The 19,888-nt window shown below is 64.2% G+C and carries 17 protein-coding genes; 13 read left to right on the top strand and 4 right to left on the bottom strand.

Annotated elements, in window-relative coordinates:
• Positions 1-161 precede the first annotated feature (161 nt).
• Positions 162-836, top strand: coding sequence for a phytanoyl-CoA dioxygenase family protein (locus MJ205_RS06955; RefSeq protein WP_239811787.1), 675 nt, complete (start codon positions 162-164; stop codon positions 834-836).
• Between the two features lie 54 nt (positions 837-890).
• Here MJ205_RS06955 and kdgR read toward each other — a convergent pair whose 3' ends face one another.
• A complete protein-coding gene (gene kdgR, locus MJ205_RS06950; RefSeq protein WP_239811786.1) occupies positions 891-1,751 on the bottom strand; it encodes a DNA-binding transcriptional regulator KdgR in 861 nt (286 codons plus the stop codon).
• A 41-nt stretch (positions 1,752-1,792) separates the two neighbouring features.
• A complete protein-coding gene (gene kduD / locus MJ205_RS06945) occupies positions 1,793-2,620 on the bottom strand; it encodes a 2-dehydro-3-deoxy-D-gluconate 5-dehydrogenase KduD (RefSeq protein ID WP_239811785.1) in 828 nt (275 codons plus the stop codon).
• Between the two features lie 256 nt (positions 2,621-2,876).
• Here kduD and kdgT point away from each other — a divergent pair, with 256 nt between their 5' ends.
• The 12 genes from kdgT (at position 2,877) to cydX (ending at position 16,913) form a co-directional block, all read left to right on the top strand.
• Complete coding sequence (gene kdgT / locus MJ205_RS06940) at positions 2,877-3,908, top strand: 2-keto-3-deoxygluconate transporter (protein ID WP_239811784.1); 1,032 nt, start codon at positions 2,877-2,879, stop codon at positions 3,906-3,908.
• Positions 3,909-3,992: 84 nt separating this feature from the next.
• The gene (locus MJ205_RS06935; protein WP_239811783.1) at positions 3,993-4,754 is read left to right on the top strand and encodes an SDR family oxidoreductase; all 762 of its coding nucleotides are present in this window, start codon (positions 3,993-3,995) and stop codon (positions 4,752-4,754) included.
• A gap of 97 nt (positions 4,755-4,851) precedes the next feature.
• Complete coding sequence (locus tag MJ205_RS06930) at positions 4,852-5,697, top strand: ureidoglycolate lyase (protein ID WP_239811782.1); 846 nt, start codon at positions 4,852-4,854, stop codon at positions 5,695-5,697.
• A 189-nt stretch (positions 5,698-5,886) separates the two neighbouring features.
• Positions 5,887-6,192, top strand: a complete 306-nt coding sequence (locus tag MJ205_RS06925; protein ID WP_239811781.1) for a hypothetical protein — start codon at positions 5,887-5,889, stop codon at positions 6,190-6,192.
• A gap of 118 nt (positions 6,193-6,310) precedes the next feature.
• Entirely contained in the window at positions 6,311-7,333 is a 1,023-nt protein-coding gene (locus tag MJ205_RS06920; RefSeq protein WP_239811780.1) for a P1 family peptidase, read from the top strand.
• Positions 7,334-7,396: 63 nt separating this feature from the next.
• The gene (locus MJ205_RS06915; protein ID WP_239811779.1) at positions 7,397-8,800 is read left to right on the top strand and encodes a TAXI family TRAP transporter solute-binding subunit; all 1,404 of its coding nucleotides are present in this window, start codon (positions 7,397-7,399) and stop codon (positions 8,798-8,800) included.
• Positions 8,797-9,285 carry a hypothetical protein gene (locus tag MJ205_RS06910; RefSeq protein WP_239811778.1) on the top strand — a complete coding sequence of 163 codons (489 nt, stop codon included), beginning with the start codon at positions 8,797-8,799 and terminating at the stop codon, positions 9,283-9,285. The genes MJ205_RS06915 and MJ205_RS06910 overlap by 4 nt, the downstream gene beginning before the upstream one ends.
• 1,161 nt (positions 9,286-10,446) lie before the next feature.
• Positions 10,447-12,177 carry a thiol reductant ABC exporter subunit CydD gene (gene cydD, locus MJ205_RS06905; protein WP_239811777.1) on the top strand — a complete coding sequence of 577 codons (1,731 nt, stop codon included), beginning with the start codon at positions 10,447-10,449 and terminating at the stop codon, positions 12,175-12,177.
• Positions 12,174-13,895 carry an amino acid ABC transporter ATP-binding/permease protein gene (locus MJ205_RS06900; RefSeq protein ID WP_239811776.1) on the top strand — a complete coding sequence of 574 codons (1,722 nt, stop codon included), beginning with the start codon at positions 12,174-12,176 and terminating at the stop codon, positions 13,893-13,895. Before cydD ends, MJ205_RS06900 begins: the two co-directional genes overlap by 4 nt.
• Positions 13,896-13,988: 93 nt before the next feature.
• Positions 13,989-15,590 (top strand): cytochrome ubiquinol oxidase subunit I, encoded by a 1,602-nt coding sequence (locus tag MJ205_RS06895; protein ID WP_239811775.1) that lies wholly within the window; start codon positions 13,989-13,991, stop codon positions 15,588-15,590.
• Between the two features lie 4 nt (positions 15,591-15,594).
• Complete coding sequence (gene cydB / locus MJ205_RS06890) at positions 15,595-16,749, top strand: cytochrome d ubiquinol oxidase subunit II (RefSeq protein ID WP_239811774.1); 1,155 nt, start codon at positions 15,595-15,597, stop codon at positions 16,747-16,749.
• Positions 16,750-16,778: 29 nt separating this feature from the next.
• Complete coding sequence (gene cydX, locus MJ205_RS06885) at positions 16,779-16,913, top strand: cytochrome bd-I oxidase subunit CydX (RefSeq protein ID WP_021025677.1); 135 nt, start codon at positions 16,779-16,781, stop codon at positions 16,911-16,913.
• A gap of 64 nt (positions 16,914-16,977) precedes the next feature.
• Here cydX and MJ205_RS06880 read toward each other — a convergent pair whose 3' ends face one another.
• Together MJ205_RS06880 and MJ205_RS06875 are read right to left on the bottom strand one after the other, a co-directional pair.
• Positions 16,978-18,309, bottom strand: a complete 1,332-nt coding sequence (locus tag MJ205_RS06880) for a L,D-transpeptidase family protein (RefSeq protein ID WP_239811773.1) — start codon at positions 18,307-18,309, stop codon at positions 16,978-16,980.
• Between the two features lie 58 nt (positions 18,310-18,367).
• Positions 18,368-19,627, bottom strand: a complete 1,260-nt coding sequence (locus MJ205_RS06875; protein ID WP_239811772.1) for a L,D-transpeptidase Cds6 family protein — start codon at positions 19,625-19,627, stop codon at positions 18,368-18,370.
• Positions 19,628-19,888: the final 261 nt, after the last annotated feature.

Genomic DNA, 19,888 nt, shown 5'->3' with positions numbered 1-19,888 from the left:
AGGCCGAGATTCAGAACATACCGGACGAAAATGTCCGCAATCTGGCAGCCGGCCACAGCCACCACGGGGATGCCGGCTGCCGATGTATGCCGCCCTCGCTGGCTATACTCCCCGCTGCACCTCAACCGCCCTCACCCCACCCGCAGCTTGAAAGGCAAACCATGGGCCCCCGCGAACCGCTCCAGCACGACGGCTATCTGCTGCTGCGCCAGGCCATTCCGGCCGACTGGCTGCCGGGTTTGCGCGAGGCCTTTGATGCAGGCATCACCAGCGACTGGCCAGTGCCCCGGGGCTGGGATTGGCGCCATGCGCTGGTAGACGACAACGCCCAGATGCTGGCGGTGTGCCGGCTGCCGCAGCTGCTGGCCGCTGCGGGCGTGCTGATCGGTGAGCGCTTTTTTCTGTCGCAAGTGGAAGGGCGCGAGCCCGTGGGCGGCGGCGGCTACCAGCGCCTGCACCGTGACCTTTCCAACCAGCGGCCGGGCGATACCGTCGGCGCACTGGCGTTTTTGGATGACTTTGGGCCTGAGAACGGCGCCACGCGCCTGGTCCCCGCCAGCCACCGCCCCAGTGCACAAGAGGCTGCGCGCAGCGAGCATGATGAATCGCTGGCCATTCAGATCTCTGGCCAGGCCGGCGACATTCTGGTGTTTGATGTCGACTTGCTGCATGCCGCCAGCCTCAACACCAGCGGCGCACGCCGCCGCAGCCTGCTGATCAACTATGCCGCCGAGGTGCTGTATGACGCGCACCAGCAAACGGCAGCGCTGCGCCAGGTGCGCATGGATACCAGCGCCCGTTTTGAGCCCGGCGATTTTGTTCTGGCAACTGGCTGATGCCAGCTTGATGCCCGCTGGATGCCCGGCGGGACCCAAACAGCGCCAGCAGCGTTACAGTGGCGCGCCGCCTGTGCTGCCCGGCTCGCCTTCCGCATCTTCCGCATCTTTCGCATCTTTGGCAATGTGCGGCGCATGCCAGCCCATCTTTTGCGAGATCGCCGCACTGGCGGTTTTCAGCAAGCTGCGGTAGTAGTGCGGCGTGTCCGCGCCGCAGCGCATGATCGGGAAGGACACCGACAGCGCGGCAATCACGTGGCCAAAGCGGTCAAACACAGGCACCGCGATACAGCGCAGACCGGGTTCGGCCTCTTCATCGTCCTCGGCCACCTCCTGGGCACGCACACGGGGCAGGATGTCCATCACGGCATCGACGGAGCTCAAGGTACGGGGCGTGAACAGCTTGAGCGGCTGCGACGACAGCAGGCTGTGCGCCTGCTCGGCAGGCATGAAGGCCAGCAGCACCTTGCCAATGGCGGTGCTGTGCAAGGGCTTGCGCCGGCCAATGCGCGACTGCATGCGCAGCCCAAAATCCGATTCGATCTTGTGGATGTAGATGATCGCGTCTTCGTCAAGCGCACCCAGGTGGATGGTCTCGCGGGTCAGCGCGCCCAGGCGGCGCATTTCCTCATCGGCCTCGCGCACCAGGTCGGTGTTCTCCAACGCCTTGCCGCCCAGCTCAAACAGCCGCAAGGTGGCGCGGTACAGCTCCGATTCGCCATCCTGCGCCACATAGCCCAGGGCCTTGAGGGTTTGCAGCAGGCGGTGCACCGATGACTTGGACAGCGACAGTTGCTGGGCCAGCGCGGTCACGCTGACATCACGCTGGTTGCCCAGGCATTCCAGAATGGCAAAGGCTTTTTCCACCGCGGCGACGGTGTCGGTCTTGTCCAGGGCTGCGGGGCTCTCGCTCATCGGTCCGTCCTTCTGTGTTGGGCTGTGGTGGATGGCCTTGATTATCGGGCCAGCCAGCCGCCATCGACAGCCAAGGTATGGCCATGCACATAATCGGCCGCGCTGGAGGCGAGAAACACCGCCGCGCCCCCCAGGTCCGCCGGCTGCCCCCAGCGCCCGGCCGGTATGCGCTGCAGGATCTCGCCCGCGCGGCCTGCGTCCTGGCGCAGCGCCTCGGTGTTGTTGGTCTCGATATAGCCGGGCGCAATCGCATTCACATTGATGCCCTTGGCGGCCCATTCATTGGCCATCAGGCGCGTAAGGCCCAGCACGCCGCTCTTGGCTGCCGTATAGGAAGGCACCCGCACCCCTCCCTGGAACGACAGCAGCGATGCGATATGGATGATCTTGCCGCCGCGCCACTGCGCGCCCTGCTGCGCGGCGCAGTCCAGCATATGGCGCGCCACGGCCTGCGACAGAAAGAACAGGCTCTTGAGGTTGGTGTTCATCACCGCATCCCAGTCCGCTTCGCTGAAGTCCAGCGCATCGGCACGGCGAATGATGCCGGCATTGTTCACCAGGATATCGACCTGGCCCGCCGCTGCCAGCACCTGGGCCAGGACATCGGCCATCGCCTCCGTGCGCGACAGGTCGGCCTGAACCGGCACAAACCGGCGCCCCAGCGCCTGCACCTGCGCGGCCGTCTGGCTGGCATCGCTGCGGTTGAGCCCGACGATATCGGCCCCCGCCTGCGCCAGTGCCACCGCAATGCCCGCGCCAATGCCGGTATTGCAGCCGGTCACCAGCGCCACCCTTCCCTGCAGATCAAACGGATGACGGGGGCTGGACGGGACCAGGGCAGGCGCATGGGAGATGGAGGAATGGGGCATGGACTGTGGGAGGGGTGGTATCAAAAACAGCCAGCGCTAGGACCGGCCAGCCAAGAGATATGGCAACTATTGGAACACAATCTTCATTTTTCAGAACACTGTTCCGTAAATTTCTATGAATGGAATTAAACAAAGGGTTAACCAGCTATTTTTCAGTTTTAAATTTATGGAACACTGTCCCGGTTGATTCGGTAGTCATCGGACAACACCTCTACAAGCGATAACAAATTCACCACCAAAGTGTGAGGAGCGAGACATGGAAATCCAGAAAACCATTGAGCGTGTGCCCGGCGGGCTCATGCTGATTCCGCTGCTGCTGGGCGCCTGCGTGCACACCTTTGCACCGGATGCCGGCAAGTACTTCGGCTCGTTCACGAACGGGCTGATGACCGGCACCGTGCCCATTCTGGCGGTCTGGTTCTTTTGCATGGGGGCGACGATCAACCTCAAGGCGACGGGCGTGGTGCTGAAAAAATCCGGCACCCTGGTCGTCACGAAGATCCTGGTGGCCTGGGTCGTGGCCATGGTGGCCACGCGCTTCTTGCCGCCAGGCGGCATCCAGACGGGGCTGTTCACCGGCCTGTCGGTGCTGGCCCTGGTCACCGCGATGGACATGACCAATGGCGGCCTGTATGCCGCACTGATGCAGCAGTACGGCACGCAAGAGGAGGCAGGCGCCTTTGTGCTCACCTCCATCGAGTCGGGCCCGCTGGTCAGCATGCTGATCCTGGGCGCCACCGGCGTGGCGGTGTTTGAGCCGCGCTTGTTTGCCGGCGCCGTGCTGCCGTTTCTGATCGGCTTTGCACTGGGCAACCTGGATGCGAACCTGCGTGAGTTCTTTGGCCGCTGCGTGCACCCGCTGATCCCCTTTTTCGGCTTTGCGCTGGGCTGCTCGATCGACCTGGGCGTCATCGCCAAAAGCGGCTTTACCGGCGTCTTTGTGGGGGTGGCGGTCATCATCGTCACTGGCATTCCGCTGATCCTGGCGGACAAGTTCATCGGCGGCGGCAATGGCACGGCCGGACTGGCTGCCTCATCCACGGCCGGTGCGGCTGTCGCCAATCCGCAAATCATCGGCACCATGGTGCCCGAGCTCAAGTCCATGGCCGATTCGGCCACGGCGATCACCGCCACCGCCTGCCTGCTGACCGCGATCCTGGTGCCCATCCTCACGGCCATGTGGGCGCGCAAGCATGGCCGCCGCCAACAGGTATCCGCTACCGCACCTAGCCCGGTAACCAGCGCAGCTGGCAGCCCGCCCAAGCTGGCCCAGGACGGCCACTTTTAAACCCGCAGCGCTTTCATGCCCTGCCCGGCTGCGCTGACCTGCGGCGCAGCCGGGCCTTTTGATAGTTTTGACAGGACTGACTCCATGACCCATTCTTCCGTCTCCCCCGGCCGCCTGGCAGGCAAGGTGGCCCTGGTGACCGCAGCGGCGCAAGGCATTGGCCGCGCCAGCGCCGAACGGCTGGCAGCCGAAGGCGCCCGCGTGATTGCCACCGACTTGCACATCGGCCCGCTCGCAGGCTCCGGCCTGGATGCGCGCCAGCTCGACGTGCGCGACAGCGCCCAGATCCAGACCCTGGCCGAGGTGCTCGGGCCCATCGACATCCTCTTCAACTGCGCAGGCTTTGTGCATGCCGGCAGCGTGCTCGAATGCAGCGAGGAGGACTGGGACTTCGCGTTTGACCTCAATGTCAAAGCCATGTACCGCAGCATCCGCGCCTTTTTGCCGGGCATGCTGCAGCGGGGCCAGGGCAGCATCATCAATATGTCGTCGGCCGCCTCCAGCATCAAGGGCGTGCCCAACCGCTTTGCCTACAGCGCCTCCAAGGCAGCGGTCATCGGCATGACCAAGTCCATCGCCGCCGATTACTGCACCCGGGGCGTGCGCTGCAATGCCATCTGTCCAGGCACGGTCGATTCGCCGTCGCTGGCCCAGCGCATTGCCACCCAGGCCACGCACGATGGGCTTTCCGTTGACGCCGTGCGCGCCGCCTTTGTGGCCCGCCAACCGATGGGCCGCGTCGGCAAGCCCGAGGAGATTGCGGCACTGGTCGCCTATCTGGCATCGGACGAGGCAGCGTTCACCACGGGCCAGGCCCATGTGATTGATGGCGGCTGGTCCAACTGAGTCCGCCACCCCACCTCGATTTTTCGCTGCGCGACAGCCCCCTGGCTGGCAGGACCCTAGACTGGCGCCTGCTCGCTATTGATTCTTTGGAGATGACATGAAATTACTGCGTTATGGCCCGGTGGGCCAGGAAAAGCCCGGCCTGCTCGACAGCAGCAACACCTTGCGCGACCTCTCTGGCGTGCTCAGCGATATCGAAGGCGCGCAGCTGGGCGATGCCGCCCTGGCACGCCTGCGCGCGATCGACCCCAGCACCCTGCCAGCGGTGCCCGGCCAGCCCCGCATCGGCCCTTGCGTAGCGCGCGTGGGCAAGTTCATCTGCATCGGCCTCAACTATGCCGACCATGCCGCTGAATCGGGCGCCGCCATTCCCACCGAGCCGGTGATCTTCAACAAATGGACCAGCGCCATCTGCGGCCCCAACGATGCGGTCGAGATTCCCCGTGGATCCACCAAGACCGACTGGGAAGTCGAGCTGGGCGTGGTCATCGGCAAGGCCGCCAAGTACATCACCGAAGCCCAGGCGCTGGAGCATGTGGCCGGCTACTGCGTGGTCAATGATGTGTCCGAGCGCGAATGGCAAATCGAGCGCGGTGGAACCTGGGACAAGGGCAAGGGCTTTGACACCTTTGGCCCCATCGGCCCCTGGCTGGTGACGCGCGACGAAGTGCCGGACCCGCAAAACCTGTCCATGTGGTTGGAGGTAGATGGCAAGCGCTTTCAGAACGGCAATACGAAGACGATGATCTTCACGGTCGCACAGATCGTCGCCTATGTCAGCCAGTGCATGAGCCTGCAGCCGGGCGACATCATCTCGACCGGCACGCCCCCCGGCGTGGGGCTGGGCATCAAGCCCCAGCCCATCTATCTGAAGGCTGGGCAGACCATGCGCCTGGGTATTGAGGGCTTGGGTGAGCAGCAGCAAACCACCGTCAACGCCTGATGAGGCATAGCACCCGGCGCCAGCGCGGCAACGGGTGCTTACAGATGGAAAAATCATAGCACCCGTCGCCATAGATTTACACCATCAAAACAGCCGCAACAGCTGATGTACAAAGCAACCATTGCTCATCTTTTGATACAGGATTTTCCGCTAAGCTGCCAGCATCGTTCACCCTCCCCCCCCCTTGCCATGAACCGTTTGTTGACCCCTTTGCTCACTGCGTTGGCGCTCTCGTGCCTGGCGGATGCCAGCTGGGCCCATGGCGGCGGCCACCGCCACCACCACCGCAAGGAACACAAGGAACAGTTCTGGGACGGCAACTGCCAGGTGGAGCGCAAGTGGAAGCGCAATGGCGAATACAAGGAAAAGCGCCGCTGCCACGACCGCCCGGCGGCCTACTACGCGCCGCAGCCGGCCTACGCTGCCCCGGTGCTGGTGGCGCCCCGCACCCCCGATGCGATTGTCATCAGCCCGCAGATCGTCATCCGCCCCTGATCCGCACGCTATTTTTTTATCCGGCATTGCGGGCTGTCAGACACCTGTTTGACAGCCCGCTGCCTTTGCAGCCCCTGCCACCGGCTCAGTGGGCTGCGGCTTGGCCCACAATCGGGCCATGTCCTCTTCCCTCCTCCCCATGGCTCCCGCCGGCTCCATCACCTTGGTGCAAGGCATCGAAGTGGGCCACTTCACAGACACGCGCCGCCCCACCGGCTGTACGGCCATCCTGGCCAAGGCAGGCGCGGTAGGCGGCGTTGACGTGCGCGGTGCCGCACCCGGCACACGCGAAACCGACTTGCTCCACCCCACCAACCTGGTCGAGCGCGTGCACGGCATCATGCTGGCGGGCGGTAGCGCCTGGGGCCTGGATGCGGCCAGCGGCGCGATGCGCTGGCTGGAAGAGCAAGGCGTAGGCCTCGATATCTCCGTGGGCCGCATTCCGCTGGTGCCCGCCGCCGTGCTGTTTGATGTGCTGGTAGGCGATATGCGCATCCGCCCCGATGCCCAGGCGGGCTATGCGGCCTGCCAGGCCGCCAGCAGCGGCATGCCCGCACAAGGCAATGTAGGTGCGGGGGCCGGCGCAGCGGTGGGCAAGATCTTTGGCATCCACCGGGCAATGAAGGGCGGCATCGGCACCGCGTCGGTCACCGTCGATGGCGTCACTGTGGGCGCCATCATTGCCTGCAATGCACTGGGCGATGTGCTGAACCCGGACACCGCCCAGGTGGTGGCCGGCGCGCGCACCAGCGGTGGCCTGGGGCTCATCGACACGCGCCGCGCGCTGCTGCGCGGCGAGCCCCCGCAACCGCTGCTGGCTGGCACCAACACCACGATTGGCGTGATTGCCACCGACGCAACCCTCACCAAGGCCCAGGCCAACCGCCTGGCGACCGTGGGCCACGACGGCCTGGCCCGCGCCATCAACCCGGTGCACACCATGTCGGACGGCGACACCTTGTTCTGCCTGGGCACGGGAGCCGCCGGGCGCAGCCCCGGCATGATGGTGCTGGCCACGATGGCCGCCGAGGCCGTCGCCCAGGCCACCCTGCAGGCGGTGCTGCATGCCAATCGTTTACAAATCGATGCCGGAGAAAACCACAAGGCCTTGCACCTGCCCAGCGCGGCTGATTTACAGTAGGCGCCATTCCAACAGCGCTGCGCCGGCAGCCCGCCAACCACCATGGGTGACCGCTCCACGTCCATGCGCCAAAAAGCCTACGGGCTGCGCCAAACCCTGATCACCCTGGTGCTCAACATCCGCGATGCGCTGGTCTCCGGCGGCCCGCTGGTGATCCTGGCCGTGGCATTGATCGTCGCAGCCTACTGGTGGCTCAAGCCCAACCCGCCCTCGCAGGTCAAGCTGGCCACCGGCCCGGCCCAAAGCGCTTATGCCAGTTTTGGCGAGCAGTACCGCACGCCGCTGGCCAGGAACAAGATCCGCGTCGACCTGGTCGGCAGCGAAGGCTCCTTCGACAACCTGCAGCTGCTGCGCGAGGGCAAGGTCGATCTGGCCTTTGTGCAAGGCGGTACCGCCGAGCTGACCGAGGACGACCTCGACAGCCTCACGTCGCTGGGCGCGCTGTTTGTCGAGCCCGTCTGGCTGTTCTACCGCACCGACTCGGCCCAGCGCCTGACCAAGCGCCCCCACCTGAACAGCCTCACTCAGCTCGCCGGTTGGCGCGTCAATGTCGGCACCGCCGGCAGCGGCGTTCCCAATCTCTTCAACCAATTGCTGGAGGCCAACCACCTGAGTCTCGCCCAATTGCGCGTGTCTCACCTGGCTGAAACGCCGGCGACCGTGGAGTTTCTGGCCGGCAAGCTCGACGCGCTGGTACTGGTCTCTGCGCCCGAATCGCCGATGGTGCAAATGCTGCTGAAGACCCCTGGCGTGCAGCTGATGGATTTTCCGCAGAACGAGGCCTACGGCCGCAAGTTCAGGTTCCTGAGCCCTGTCACCTTGCCGCGCGGCATTGTCGACCTCGCCGCCAATGTGCCGCCGCAAAACGTGCACCTGCTGGCCTCCACCACCTCGCTGCTGGCCCGCGATGACACCCACCCCGCCATCAAGCAGCTCTTCGCCCAGGCCTCGCAAGGCATCCACAGCCAGGCGGGCTGGTTCAACCGGGCGCGTGACTTTCCCAACACCCGCAGCAGCGAACTGGCCGTCGCCCCCGAAGGCGTACGCGCCATCAACGAGCCCGCCCCGCTGCTGCAGCGCTACCTGCCCTTCTGGCTCGCCAACCTGGTCGAGCGCATGTGGCTGGTGCTGGGTGTCTTGCTGGCCTTCATGCTGCCGCTGTCGCGGGTCGTACCACCCCTCTACCAGTTCCGCGTGCGCTCACGCGTCTTCAAGTGGTACGGCCAGCTGCGTGCCATTGAGCATGAGATGGAGCAACCCAACCCCGACCGGGCGAGCATCCAGGCCGAATTGCTGGAACTGAGCCGCAAGGTCGAGAAGATCACCGTACCGCTGTCGTATGCGGATGAGTTGTATGCGCTGCGCAGCCATATTCATTGGGTGTTGAAGAAGTTGAGACAGCAGGGGGAAGAAGAAAGTGCCGGGGCCAATCCCACCACTGAAAATACATCGGGGGAACCTGCATGATGAAAATTCTCGTGACCTGCGGATTTTCGCTGCTTGCAGCGCACACCGCCGCCAATGCACAAGCGCCCATTTATCCCACACAAAGCCAATGCGCTGCTATTTTTCAAGCAGCTGGAGACAGCTATGCAGGAATGTGGCTGGCAGAGGATGGGCAACTGGTGCTCGGCCTGGCATCCGACATTGATTTAGACGATGCCATTCTGAAAAAACTCCGCATCGCACGCGTTAAATACAGCGAGATGGCGCTGCAGAAGTTTCACAACGAAGTGGTCAAAGGGCTACTTCGCAGCCACCGCAATATTTCTAGCATGCACATCGATTACAAAATCAACCGAATCGTTGTGACAGCCCCAAGAAATCAATTACACGAGGTCGTCGATCTTTTCAAGGCCAGCAGTGTTGATTTGGCCATGGTTGATTTTAGAGTGCAAACCTCAACGGTCACTTTGACGTCGATCCTGGATGATGGCAGTTGCAAAAGGTGATGCCTCAGGCAGTCACTTTGCGCACACAAAGGTGCCCCAAAAATCCAGTCTGAAGAAGGCATTTGGAGAAAAAAGAATCACTGCACTTGATGCACCTTGGGGTCGGCTTACAACTATCTCGCACTGTTTCCGCAAAGACTTCCAGTTCGGGTGCAGGGCGGAGACAGAATTACCAGAATTTCGTTGTAAATGCCTCTTTCAGGTCCAGCCTCGTCCTTCTCACTCTCACCGGAATACAAACCCACAGAGATTCTCGCATCGTTCATGGCATCTATGATCTGCGAGATATTTTTAATTCGACCCTGATATACTTCAACAGATTTTTATTGGTGTTTGGATCGGTTGACACGATGTTAATTTCATCATGGACTCTGAAATCTCTTTGATGCCCAAACTATATAGCAAAAGCCACAGCTTTGGCTTTCCGAGAGCAGATTCACCGGAGCTGAATCTGACCTCGTGCTTCAATCCAGTTAATCAACAAGCAAAGACAGAGGAGGACATTCCAAATTTCCCTGACAATGCAAACGCGGCATCTTTGTACAGATTGAATATCTCAGACAGCAGCAGCTCCAAATCTGGATTCACCCCAGCAATATATCCAGCAATGCCAGCCCATTAGAAACGGATGCCACGGCCGGCGACTTCCAAGGCCTTGAAGCCATTTCCCAGTGAGTACCCAAACCAACGGCTACCGCGATCTGGGAACGATCAACACCATCACCGAACAGTCAGACGTAGGCTGACTGCATCTGACTACACCGCCCTGGTGTTCCAGTGAGCGGCACCCAGTCGCCCCCGAACAACGCCTTCCCCACGCCATCCCACCCCCTAGGGAGAACCCGCGCTGTTCTTGACTTACAGCAAGCTCTGTTCACACTCTAGGCAACACAATCGGCTCAAGCGTTTGGCAAAGCGGGCTCAAAACGCCAGGCAGCAGCCAGAACCGAAGGCTCTGGGGTTTACGGCAATTTCTGCATTCACTATGTTTTCAGGGCGTTGAATGCTCTGAATTTCGTAGCAACTGACGCCTAAGCACGGCCCGTCAAGTCCAGCGCCTTCGATCAACGTAGTTCCTATCAGGTATTCGATAAATTGAATTAATGAGTATCTTGGATATACAATACTTTCAAGAATTTCTGAAAACTGAAAAACTCATCCATGCCATCCACCCGCGCTACCCCCTCCACCAGCAGCCCTGCTGTGGCAATGCGCCCCTCTGCAAAGGGAGCGTGGTGGCAGGTGCTTGCGGCTTTGCTGTGGCTGCCGCAAGCGGCGGTCATTGCCTGGGGGATTGAGGCAATTCACCAGCAAGCAGCCTGGTCGGCATTGGCCAAGGCTTGCGCCCTGTTCCTGGCACTGGGTTTGCTGCGGGCCCTGGTGGACGGCTATGGCCTGCGCCGGGCGTTTGCGGCGGCGCGTGCGCATACGCAGCAGCTGCGGCTGCAGGCGCTGCAGGCATTGGCGCTGCATTCGCCGTTGCACCCGCACCGCCCATCGGCCGGGCTGGCGGCCAGTGTGCTCAACGAGCAGGCTGACCACATCACGCCGTACTTTGCCCGTTACACCACGGCGCGCACCAAGGTCATGGTGGTGCCGCTGGTCATCCTGGTCTGCGTGTTCAGCCTGTCCTGGGTCGCTGGCCTGGTGCTGCTGGTGGCTGCGCCCCTGATCCCTATCTTTATGGCGCTGGTGGGCTGGCGGGCCGAGGCGGCCAGCAAGAAGCATTTGCAGGATGTTGGCAACCTGAACCAGTTCTTGCTCGATCGCCTGCAGGGTCTCGCCAGTATTCGCGGGCTGGGCGCCGTGGCCCAGGTGGCGCAACAGCTGACCAGTGCGGCAGAGCAGCTGCGCGCCAACACCATGGCAGTGCTCAAGATTGCGTTCCTGTCTTCTGCGGTGCTGGAGCTGTTCTCTGCGCTGGGCGTGGCACTGGTGGCGGTCTATGTCGGCTTTCATTTGCTGGGCCAGATCCCGTTTGGCAGCTGGGGCGGTACCTTGGGCCTCGCCCAGGCCATGTTCGTGCTGCTGCTGGCCCCCGCGTTTTTTGAGCCGCTGCGCGAGCTGTCTGCGGTATGGCATGACAAGGCCGCCGGTGTCGCTGCGCTGGACGCGCTGCAAGCGCTGCAGCAGCCTGGCCCGCAGCTGGTGGGTACTGGCAATGGGCACCCAGACAGCGCCGCCAGCGCCCCCATGACAACCGCTGCCACGCTGACAATCCAGGACATCAGCTTTCAATACAGCGCGCAGAGCCCGCTGGTGGTCCATGCCTTCAGCGCAGAGATTGCCGCGGGGGAGCGCGTTGCGCTGTGGGGAGAAAGCGGCAGCGGCAAATCCACCGTGATGGCGCTGATCGCGGGCCTGGCTGCCCCCAGCGCCGGCAGCATCCATATCGATGGCGCCCCCTTGGATGCAGCCCATGCCGACCGGCTGCGCAGCGGCATGGCCTGGGTCGCACAAAAGCCCCATGTGCTGGCTGCCAGCCTGGTGGACAACATCCGCCTGGGCCGCGATATCGACGACGCCGCACTGCAGCAAGCAGTGCAGCGCGCGGCGCTCGGCCCCGTGCTGGCCTTGCGCGGCAATGCGGTGGTGGGCGATGGCGGCCTGGGCCTGTCGGGTGGCGAGGCCTTGCGCCTGACCCTGGCACGCGCTGCCGCCACGCCTGGCTGTCGTCTGGTGCTGGCCGATGAACCGACGGCCCACCTGGATGCCGAGACCGCGCAGTTTGTGCGCCAGGGACTGCTGGCGTTGGCTGCACGCGGCGCGACTCTGGTCGTGGCCACCCATGATCCGCTGCTGGCCGCCTGCATGGACCGGGTGCTGTCGCTCGATGGCAGCCAGCCGCCCATTGCCACCGGCCTGCCCGCCGCCACGAGGAGCATCGCATGATGGCCTGGAACGCGCTGCGCCCCATTGTTCAACTGTTTGCGCAATCGCCCTTCCGCCGGCGCATGCTGCTGGGCAGCCTGCTCGCTGCCATCACCGTGTGTGCCGGCATGGCGTTGCTGGGTCTGTCGGGCTGGTTCCTCACGGCTGCCTATGTGGCGGGTCTTTCCGCCGCCACGGCCGTGGTGTTTGATGTATTCGCACCCGGCGCCGGTGTGCGCTTTTTCTCGATGCTGCGCACCGGCGCGCGCTACAGCGAGCGGGTGGTGACCCACGATGCCACCTTGCGCGTGCTGGCCGCCCTGCGGGTGCAGCTGTTCTCGCGCCTGGCCGCCGCTGATACTTCATTGGCGCTGCGCCAGCGCCCCGCCCGCCTGCTGCACCGCCTTACCGCCGACATCGATGCGCTCGACGCTGTCTACCTGCGCCTGCTGACCCCGGCCGTCGCGCTGCTGGTCAGTGCCTGCGTCACCGCGCTGGCGTTGACGGTCTTTTTGAACTGGCAAAGCGGCCTGCTCGTGGGCGCCATGGTGCTGGCCGGCGGCCTGGCCTGCGTGGCCTGGTGCGTGCGCTACGGTTTTATGACCGCGCTACGCCGCAGCTTTGCCGGCGAACAGCTGCGGGCCCAGGTGATTGATGCCGTGGGCGCGCAGACCGAGCTGGTGATGGCCGGCACCCTGCCCCGCCAGATGGCGCGCATCGCTGCGGCAGAGCGCCAGCAATGTGCGGCCGATATCCGTCTCAACCGGCTGGAATCGGGGGTCGCCATCGCGATGGCCATGCTGGGCCACCTGGCTACCGCAGCCGCCTTGCTCTGCGCCGCCTGGCTGGCACAAAAGGGTGAGATCGGCGCGCCCATTGCCGCGCTGGCCACCTTGCTGCTGCTGGCAGCGCTGGAGCCCCTCGTCCACATCCGCCGTGGCGCAATGGAAGCGGGCCGCACCCTGCTCGCTGCGCGCCGCATTGCTCCGCTGCTCGATGACGCTGCAGGCACCCGCTCCGGCGAAGCCCAAGCACCTGCTACCGGCCTGGCCGTGGACATGCAAGCAGTCCGCCTGCAACACCCGGGCAGCGCCAGCGCCTTGCTGCAGCAGGTCGATCTGCAGGTGGCCGATGGCGAATGGCTGGTGCTGGCCGGGCCCAGCGGCGCCGGTAAATCCAGCCTGATGGCGCTGATAGCGGGCGACCTGGCGCCCAGCGCCGGCCAGGTGCTGCGCGTGCCCTGTGCCAGCCTGCCCCAGCGCACAGAGCTGTTCCAGGCCAGCGTGGCCGCCAACCTGCGCCTGGGCCGCGCTGATGCCAGCGATGCGCAGCTGTGGGACGCGCTGCAAACGGCAGGCCTGGCCGACGTCATCCGCGCACTGCCCCAACAACTGAACACGCCGCTGGGCAGCCAGGGCGCAGGCCTGTCGGGGGGCGAATCACGCCGCCTGGCCCTCGCCCGCCTGCTGCTGCACCCCGCACCCTTGCGCTTGCTGGACGAACCCACCGAAGGCCTCGACCGCCAGACCGCTGCCCAGGTGATGAGCGCGTTGGCGCAATGGCATGCCCAGCGCGCAGCTGGCGGCCGCAGCGCCATCGTGATGGCCAGCCATTTGCAGCGCGAGGCGCGCCACGCCGACCGCATTGTTTGGATCGCCCCCTTGCAAGGAGGATTGGCGCAAGCGCGCAAGGGCACGGCGGAGTTTGAAGCACTGCTGCAGCGATTGCGGCCTGGCTAGCCCCGCAGCCTGCACAAGCCACGGATTTGTCAGTTTGGAACCCACGTAGTTTTTCTACCAGATCGAGCACTTACAACACGGAAGGACCAGTTCATGGATCTCGACATCGTCGGGCTATCAAGATTGCAGTTTGCACTCACAGCCCTGTACCACTTTCTCTTCGTACCTCTGACCCTGGGGCTGTCCATGCTGATCGCCATCATGGAGACGGTCTATGTGATGACGCGGCGCGTCATCTGGCGCCAGATGACCAAGTTCTGGGGTGTGCTCTTTGGCATCAACTTCGCCATCGGCGTGGCCACGGGCCTGGTGATGGAGTTCCAGTTCGGCATGAACTGGAGCTACTACAGCCACTATGTGGGCGACATCTTTGGCGCCCCGCTGGCCATCGAAGGGCTGATGGCCTTCTTCCTGGAGGCGACCTTTGTCGGTCTGTTCTTCTTCGGCTGGGACAAGCTCTCGCCGGTCAAGCACTTGATCGTCACCTGGCTCACCGCCCTGGGCACCAACCTGTCGGCGCTGTGGATTCTGATCGCCAACGGCTGGATGCAGAACCCCGTGGGTGCCGTCTTCAACCCGCAGACCATGCGCATGGAAGTCAATGACTTCGCCGCCGTGCTCACCAACCCGGTGGCGCAGGCCAAGTTTGTGCACACCGTCTCTGCCGGTTATGTCTGCGCGGCCATGTTTGTGCTGGGCGTGTCGGCCTGGTACCTGCTCAAGGGCCGCCATGTGGCATTGGCCAAGCGGTCGATGACCGTCGCTGCCGCCTTTGGCCTGGCCGGTTCGCTGTCGGTGGTGGTGCTCGGTGACGAGTCCGGCTACCTGTCGGGCGAACACCAGAAGATGAAGCTCGCCGCGATCGAAGCGATGTGGGAGACCGAGCCTGCACCGGCCGCCTTCACTGCCATCGGCTTCCCCGACCAGGAAGCGCGCGAGACCCATTACGCCATCCACATCCCATGGGCCATGGGTCTGATCGGCACCCGCTCGCTGGATACCGAGCTGCAGGGCATCAACGACCTGGTCAAGCATGCCGAGGTGCTGATCCGCGACGGTATCAAGGCCTATGACGCACTGGAGAAGATCCGCGCAGCGGGCTCCACGACGACGATCTCGCCCGAGCTCAAGGAGCAGTTCGAGGCCAATGGCAAGTCGCTGGGCTATGCGCTGCTGCTCAAGCGCTATGTCGATGACCCACGCCAGGCCAGCGACGCGCAGATCGCCAAGGCGGCCTGGGACACGGTTCCGCAGGTGGCTCCGCTGTTCTGGACCTTCCGCATCATGGTCGCGCTGGGCATGTTCTTCATCGTGCTGACCGCCGTGTTCTTCTACCTCGCGTCGCGCCACCAGCTGGAAAACCGCCGCTGGCTGCTGTGGGTAGCCGTCTGGTCGATCCCGCTGCCCTGGGTCGCCATTGAGTGCGGCTGGTTTGTGGCCGAGTTCGGCCGCCAGCCCTGGATCATCGAAGGCGTGCTGCCCACCGCTGTGGCCGCATCCAACCTGGGCGTGACCACCCTGCTGATCACCATTTTGGGCTTTGTGGCGCTGTACACGGTGCTGCTGATCATCGAGATGAAGCTGATGCTCAAGGCCATCCAGAAGGGCCCCGAGCTGGAGCCCGAGCAGCGTGATCCGCAGCCGCTGAGCTATGCCTCGATCGCCACGGCACAACCTACCTATTCGGGAAAGTAACACCATGATCTTGCATACACTTTTGAACTACGACACCCTGCGTGTCATCTGGTGGGTCCTACTGGGCGTGCTGCTGATCGGCTTTGCCGTGATGGACGGCTTTGACCTGGGCACCGGCATGCTGCTGCCCTTCCTGGGCAAGAACGATCTGGAGCGCCGCGTCATCATCAACGCAGTGGGCCCCACCTGGGAAGGCAACCAGGTCTGGCTGGTGCTCGGCGGTGGCGCCATCTTTGCCGCCTGGCCGCAGCTGTATGCGGTGTCCTTCTCGGGCTTTTACCTGGCCATGTTCGTGATCCTGATCGGTCTGATCCTGCGCCCGGTCGCCTTCAAGTACCGCAGCAAGAACGAGTCTCCCGCCTGGCGCAGCCGCTGGGACTGGGCACTGTTTGCCGGCAGCTTCATCCCCGCGCTGATCTGCGGCGTGGCCATGGGCAATGTGCTGCAGGGCGTACCCTTCCGCCTGACGCCTGAGCTCTATATCCACTACGACGGCAGCTTCTTCGGCCTGCTCAACCCCTTCGCGATCCTGGCGGGCCTGATCTCGGTCACCATGCTGCTGATGCATGGCGCCGCCTGGCTGTGCATCAAGACCGAAGGTGCGATTGCCGCCCGGGCCCGCACCGTGGGCAGCATCTCGGCCGTCGTCACCGCCGTGCTGTTCGTGCTCGCAGGCATCGTGCTGTGGAAGTTTGTCGACGGCTACAGCATCACCTCGGTGGTGAACACCACCGGCCCGTCGAACCCGCTGTTCAAGACCGCAGCCCACGCCCCCGGCGCCTGGATGCAAAACTACCAGCAGCACCCCTGGACGATGGCGGCGCCCATTCTCGGCGTACTGGGTTGCCTGCTGGCGGCCGTGCTGATCCGCGCCCGCAAGGATGGTCTGGCGATGATCACCAGCGGCCTGGGCATTGCTGGCATCATCCTGACCGTGGGCGCCTCGATGTTCCCGATGATCCTGCCCTCGTCCGTGGATCCGCGCTTCAGCCTGACGGTCTGGGATTCCTCGTCCAGCCACATGACCTTGTTCATCATGCTGGTCTGCACCCTCATCTTCATGCCGCTGATCCTCGCCTATACCAGCTGGGTCTACTCCGTCCTCTGGGGCAAGGTCAATGCCAAGGACATCAACGACGGCAACGGCCACGCTTACTGAGCGCCGCTGCACACAGAAAGGATTCGACTATGTGGTATTTCTCCTGGATACTCGGCCTGCCGCTGGCCGCCGCCTTTGCGGTGCTCAACGCCATGTGGTTTGAGATGACCGAAGACCAGAAGCTGCGCCAGCAGCTGCTGGATGACCCGGACTCGCAGCACTAAGCCGCTGCACAAAGCACAAAGGCCCAAACCTCGGTTTGGGCCTTTCGCTATGGGCTGACCACGGTCAGCTCTGGTTTTGCAGGTCTTCAGAGAACAAGCGCCAGTCGTTGCCCACCTTGCGCCAGTACTGGCGCAGCGACAAGGGCTGGGCCTGTTCGCGGCTCTTGAGCTTCAAGTTGGCAACACGGATCTCGCCCTTGTCGTCCTTCCAGCCGTAGGTGGAGATGTCCTGCAGCTCCACGTTGCGGCCCTTGAACAGCGCGGCCATGCGGTTCTGCCAGGCCTGGCCTTCGGGCGAGGCTGTCCATTGCGGCGAGGCCAGCTGCAAAGCGGCCTGGGGACCGTCCTGCATCCAGGCCTGGTGCCACTGCTGGAGCACGGCTTGGAAGGCCTCCGTATTCTGGCGGTGGGAGGCATCGCTTGGCGCCACCCACTGGAGCTGATCGCGGATCAGCACCGGCGTGAGCTTGTCCACCGTGCGCATCAGCGCGATCAAGTCGGGGTTGGCCAGCACCACGCAGCCATCGCTGGCCTGGGGCAGGCGCGCAAACTGGTCCGGCGGCGCGCCGTGCAGCCAGATGCCGCTGCCCGAGCGGCCCATGGCCTTGTCCCAGTCATTGGGGTAGTTCAGCGTGAGGGCGCCCTTGCCATAAAACTCGGGCAGGCGCTGTCCTGCGATCTGCCGGCCGATAAAGTAAATGCCTTCGGGCGTGCGCTGGTCACCCTCTTCGAGCTTGCCCACGCCGAGCTTGCCAACGGAGACATAGAAGCTGTCCACCAGCTGCAACTGGCCCTTGTCATGGCGCAGCAAATAAAGGCGCGACTGGCTCGCATCGATCGCAATGACCTGCCGCACCGAGGGCGACAGCGACAGAAACTCCGCAGGCACCTGGCCAGCAGCGGGAAGCGACCGGGCGCCATGCATGCGGCGGCGGATTTCGTCCTGCAGTCCCTGGAGCTGCTCCAGACTCTGCGCGCCCTGAACGCTGGCGGCAGGAATGGGCAACGGCGCTGCCCCGGCTTGCGGCAGCGGGACATGCTTGACCGGCAGCATCGCAGCCCGCTCGGCCACCGCAGCCGGTGTCAACGCGCCGGGCTGGCCGGAGCGAAAACGCAGCAGATCGGCATACACCAGCTGCGCCGCCTGAAAATGCGGCACATCGGCCGTCAAGCTGGCTGCCGCCTTGAGGGCCTGGTCCAGCTGCTGGTTCTGCACCAGCGCAATGATCTGCACCAGGCGCTCTTCGGCATCGGGTTGGCGGATGTTGGCAGTAGCGGCGCCGGCCTGTGCTGCAGCGCGCGGCGTGACCGGGGTGCCTGCGGCCAGCGCCGCGCCTGCGGCGGCCACCATGGCTGCGCCAATCCCCGTGCGCCAAAACTGCTTGCAAAAAGGCATAGCCTGCGATTCCTTCTACTGACTTCCGTGCGGACCAGCGCCGATCATAGCTGCCCGATCAGCCGCCAGTGGTCTCGCGCATGATGCGCCAATGGCCTTTTTCCAGGCGCATCACCAAGGTCTTGCGGGTGGTCGTCTTGAGGGAACCGGCCGCATAGTACTGGCGGAACTTGGCGGTCGCCTGGTCGCCGTCGATGCTGACCTGCAGATTGCGCACATTCACCACAATCGCCTGTTTGCCGACGATGCGTTGGCGCCGCTCTTCCTTCCAGGCCGCCAGGCTGCCGCCACCGGCCGGGCTGAACTGGTCGCTGTAGGCGGCCAGATAACCGCCCATGTCCTTCTTCTCCCAGGCGGAGGCCCAGGCGTTGACGGCGCGCTCCACATCCAGCTTGGCGGTATCGCGCGCTGGCTTGGGCTTGGTCTCGGCCACCGGTGCTGCCGGTTTGGCGGCTGGCGCGGCGGCCACGGCGTGGGCGGGCTCGGCAGGTGCCGGAGCCGCCTTGGGCGCGGGCGCCGGAGCAGGCGTAGAGGCCGGCGCTGGAGCGGGCGCCGCTACCGCCTTGGCGGGAGCAGGCGCAGGAGCCGCTTGGGCCACTACAGCCGGCGCAGGGCTCGGCGCAGGCGGCTTGGGCGCGGTCACGGGGGCCGGTGCTGGCACCGGTGCGGGTGCTGGCACGGGCACGGGTACGGGTGCGGGTGCGGGGGCCGGCGCAGGCGGTGGTGCCACCAGTTTGGGCGGCGCATCGGCGCGGGCCTGCACCAAGGCATTCTTGCCATTGGCAAGCGACGCCGGAACAATCTGCGTGATCAACGCCAGTTGGGGCCCCGTTTGCTTGGGCCCGCCTTCCAGCTGCAGCGCCTTCGCATAGGCATCACTGGCCATGCGCGCATAGAGGTCGCCCAGGTTCTGATGCGCCGTCGTGTAGCTCGGATGGGTGCGCATCGATTGCTCCAGCGCCTGCGCCGCCTTGCGGTCCTGCCCATCGGCTGCATACAGCACAGCCAGGTTGTTGTAAGGCTCGGGCATGCCGGGGTAATCGCGGGTCAGCTCCTGGAAGATCCTGATCGCCTGCGCATTCTGCTTTTGCTCGGCCGCAATCACGCCACGCAAAAAGCGCATCTCCACATCGGCGGGTTGCTTGCGCAGGTAGGCGTCGGCCTCTTTGGCAGCCTGGGCCGCCTTGCCCTGCTGCAGCAGCTGGCTCACTTCTGCCACCGCTGGCGATGGCGGCGCGGCCTGCCCCTGCAGCGCTGTCCCCCCCAGCAGCACACCCACACAGACCGCCGCCCAGTGCTGGCGACATAGGACGGGCACCACAGATCGCAGGGAGGGGCGCGCTGGAGAAGCACTTTGCATGGGGGATTTGTCTCGTTGCAGTGGACCAAAGCCGCAGAAAACAGCCAGAAATCTTGCTTGCCGGTTACGCGCCCCTGAAGACGGCAAAGGCGGCGCCGGGAGCGCGCTCAAAGCGGGCTGATTATACAGACCGCTGCAGCGGCCAAGCATGGGGCTGCGCGGGCCAGGCGCTCTTGGAACACCGGCCAAACGTTACGTAACAACCGGGGAACACAGCGA

Origin of the sequence: Comamonas sp. B21-038 (assembly GCF_022387135.1) — a bacterium.
Classification (GTDB): domain Bacteria; phylum Pseudomonadota; class Gammaproteobacteria; order Burkholderiales; family Burkholderiaceae_C; genus Comamonas; species Comamonas sediminis.
The sequence above is the reverse complement of the archived record's forward strand: the minus strand, read 5'-3'. Positions and strand labels throughout refer to the sequence as shown.

Excerpts from the sequence above, each read along its gene's own strand:
- MJ205_RS06955 (WP_239811787.1), top strand. The coding sequence starts at position 162 with ATGGGCCCCCGCGAACCGCTCCAGCACGACGGCTATCTGCTGCTGCGC.
- kdgR (WP_239811786.1), bottom strand. The coding sequence starts at position 1,751 with ATGAGCGAGAGCCCCGCAGCCCTGGACAAGACCGACACCGTCGCCGCG.
- kduD (WP_239811785.1), bottom strand. The coding sequence starts at position 2,620 with ATGCCCCATTCCTCCATCTCCCATGCGCCTGCCCTGGTCCCGTCCAGC.
- kdgT (WP_239811784.1), top strand. The coding sequence starts at position 2,877 with ATGGAAATCCAGAAAACCATTGAGCGTGTGCCCGGCGGGCTCATGCTG.
- MJ205_RS06935 (WP_239811783.1), top strand. The coding sequence starts at position 3,993 with ATGACCCATTCTTCCGTCTCCCCCGGCCGCCTGGCAGGCAAGGTGGCC.
- MJ205_RS06930 (WP_239811782.1), top strand. The coding sequence starts at position 4,852 with ATGAAATTACTGCGTTATGGCCCGGTGGGCCAGGAAAAGCCCGGCCTG.
- MJ205_RS06925 (WP_239811781.1), top strand. The coding sequence starts at position 5,887 with ATGAACCGTTTGTTGACCCCTTTGCTCACTGCGTTGGCGCTCTCGTGC.
- MJ205_RS06920 (WP_239811780.1), top strand. The coding sequence starts at position 6,311 with ATGTCCTCTTCCCTCCTCCCCATGGCTCCCGCCGGCTCCATCACCTTG.
- MJ205_RS06915 (WP_239811779.1), top strand. The coding sequence starts at position 7,397 with ATGCGCCAAAAAGCCTACGGGCTGCGCCAAACCCTGATCACCCTGGTG.
- MJ205_RS06910 (WP_239811778.1), top strand. The coding sequence starts at position 8,797 with ATGATGAAAATTCTCGTGACCTGCGGATTTTCGCTGCTTGCAGCGCAC.
- cydD (WP_239811777.1), top strand. The coding sequence starts at position 10,447 with ATGCCATCCACCCGCGCTACCCCCTCCACCAGCAGCCCTGCTGTGGCA.
- MJ205_RS06900 (WP_239811776.1), top strand. The coding sequence starts at position 12,174 with ATGATGGCCTGGAACGCGCTGCGCCCCATTGTTCAACTGTTTGCGCAA.
- MJ205_RS06895 (WP_239811775.1), top strand. The coding sequence starts at position 13,989 with ATGGATCTCGACATCGTCGGGCTATCAAGATTGCAGTTTGCACTCACA.
- cydB (WP_239811774.1), top strand. The coding sequence starts at position 15,595 with ATGATCTTGCATACACTTTTGAACTACGACACCCTGCGTGTCATCTGG.
- cydX (WP_021025677.1), top strand. The coding sequence starts at position 16,779 with ATGTGGTATTTCTCCTGGATACTCGGCCTGCCGCTGGCCGCCGCCTTT.
- MJ205_RS06880 (WP_239811773.1), bottom strand. The coding sequence starts at position 18,309 with ATGCCTTTTTGCAAGCAGTTTTGGCGCACGGGGATTGGCGCAGCCATG.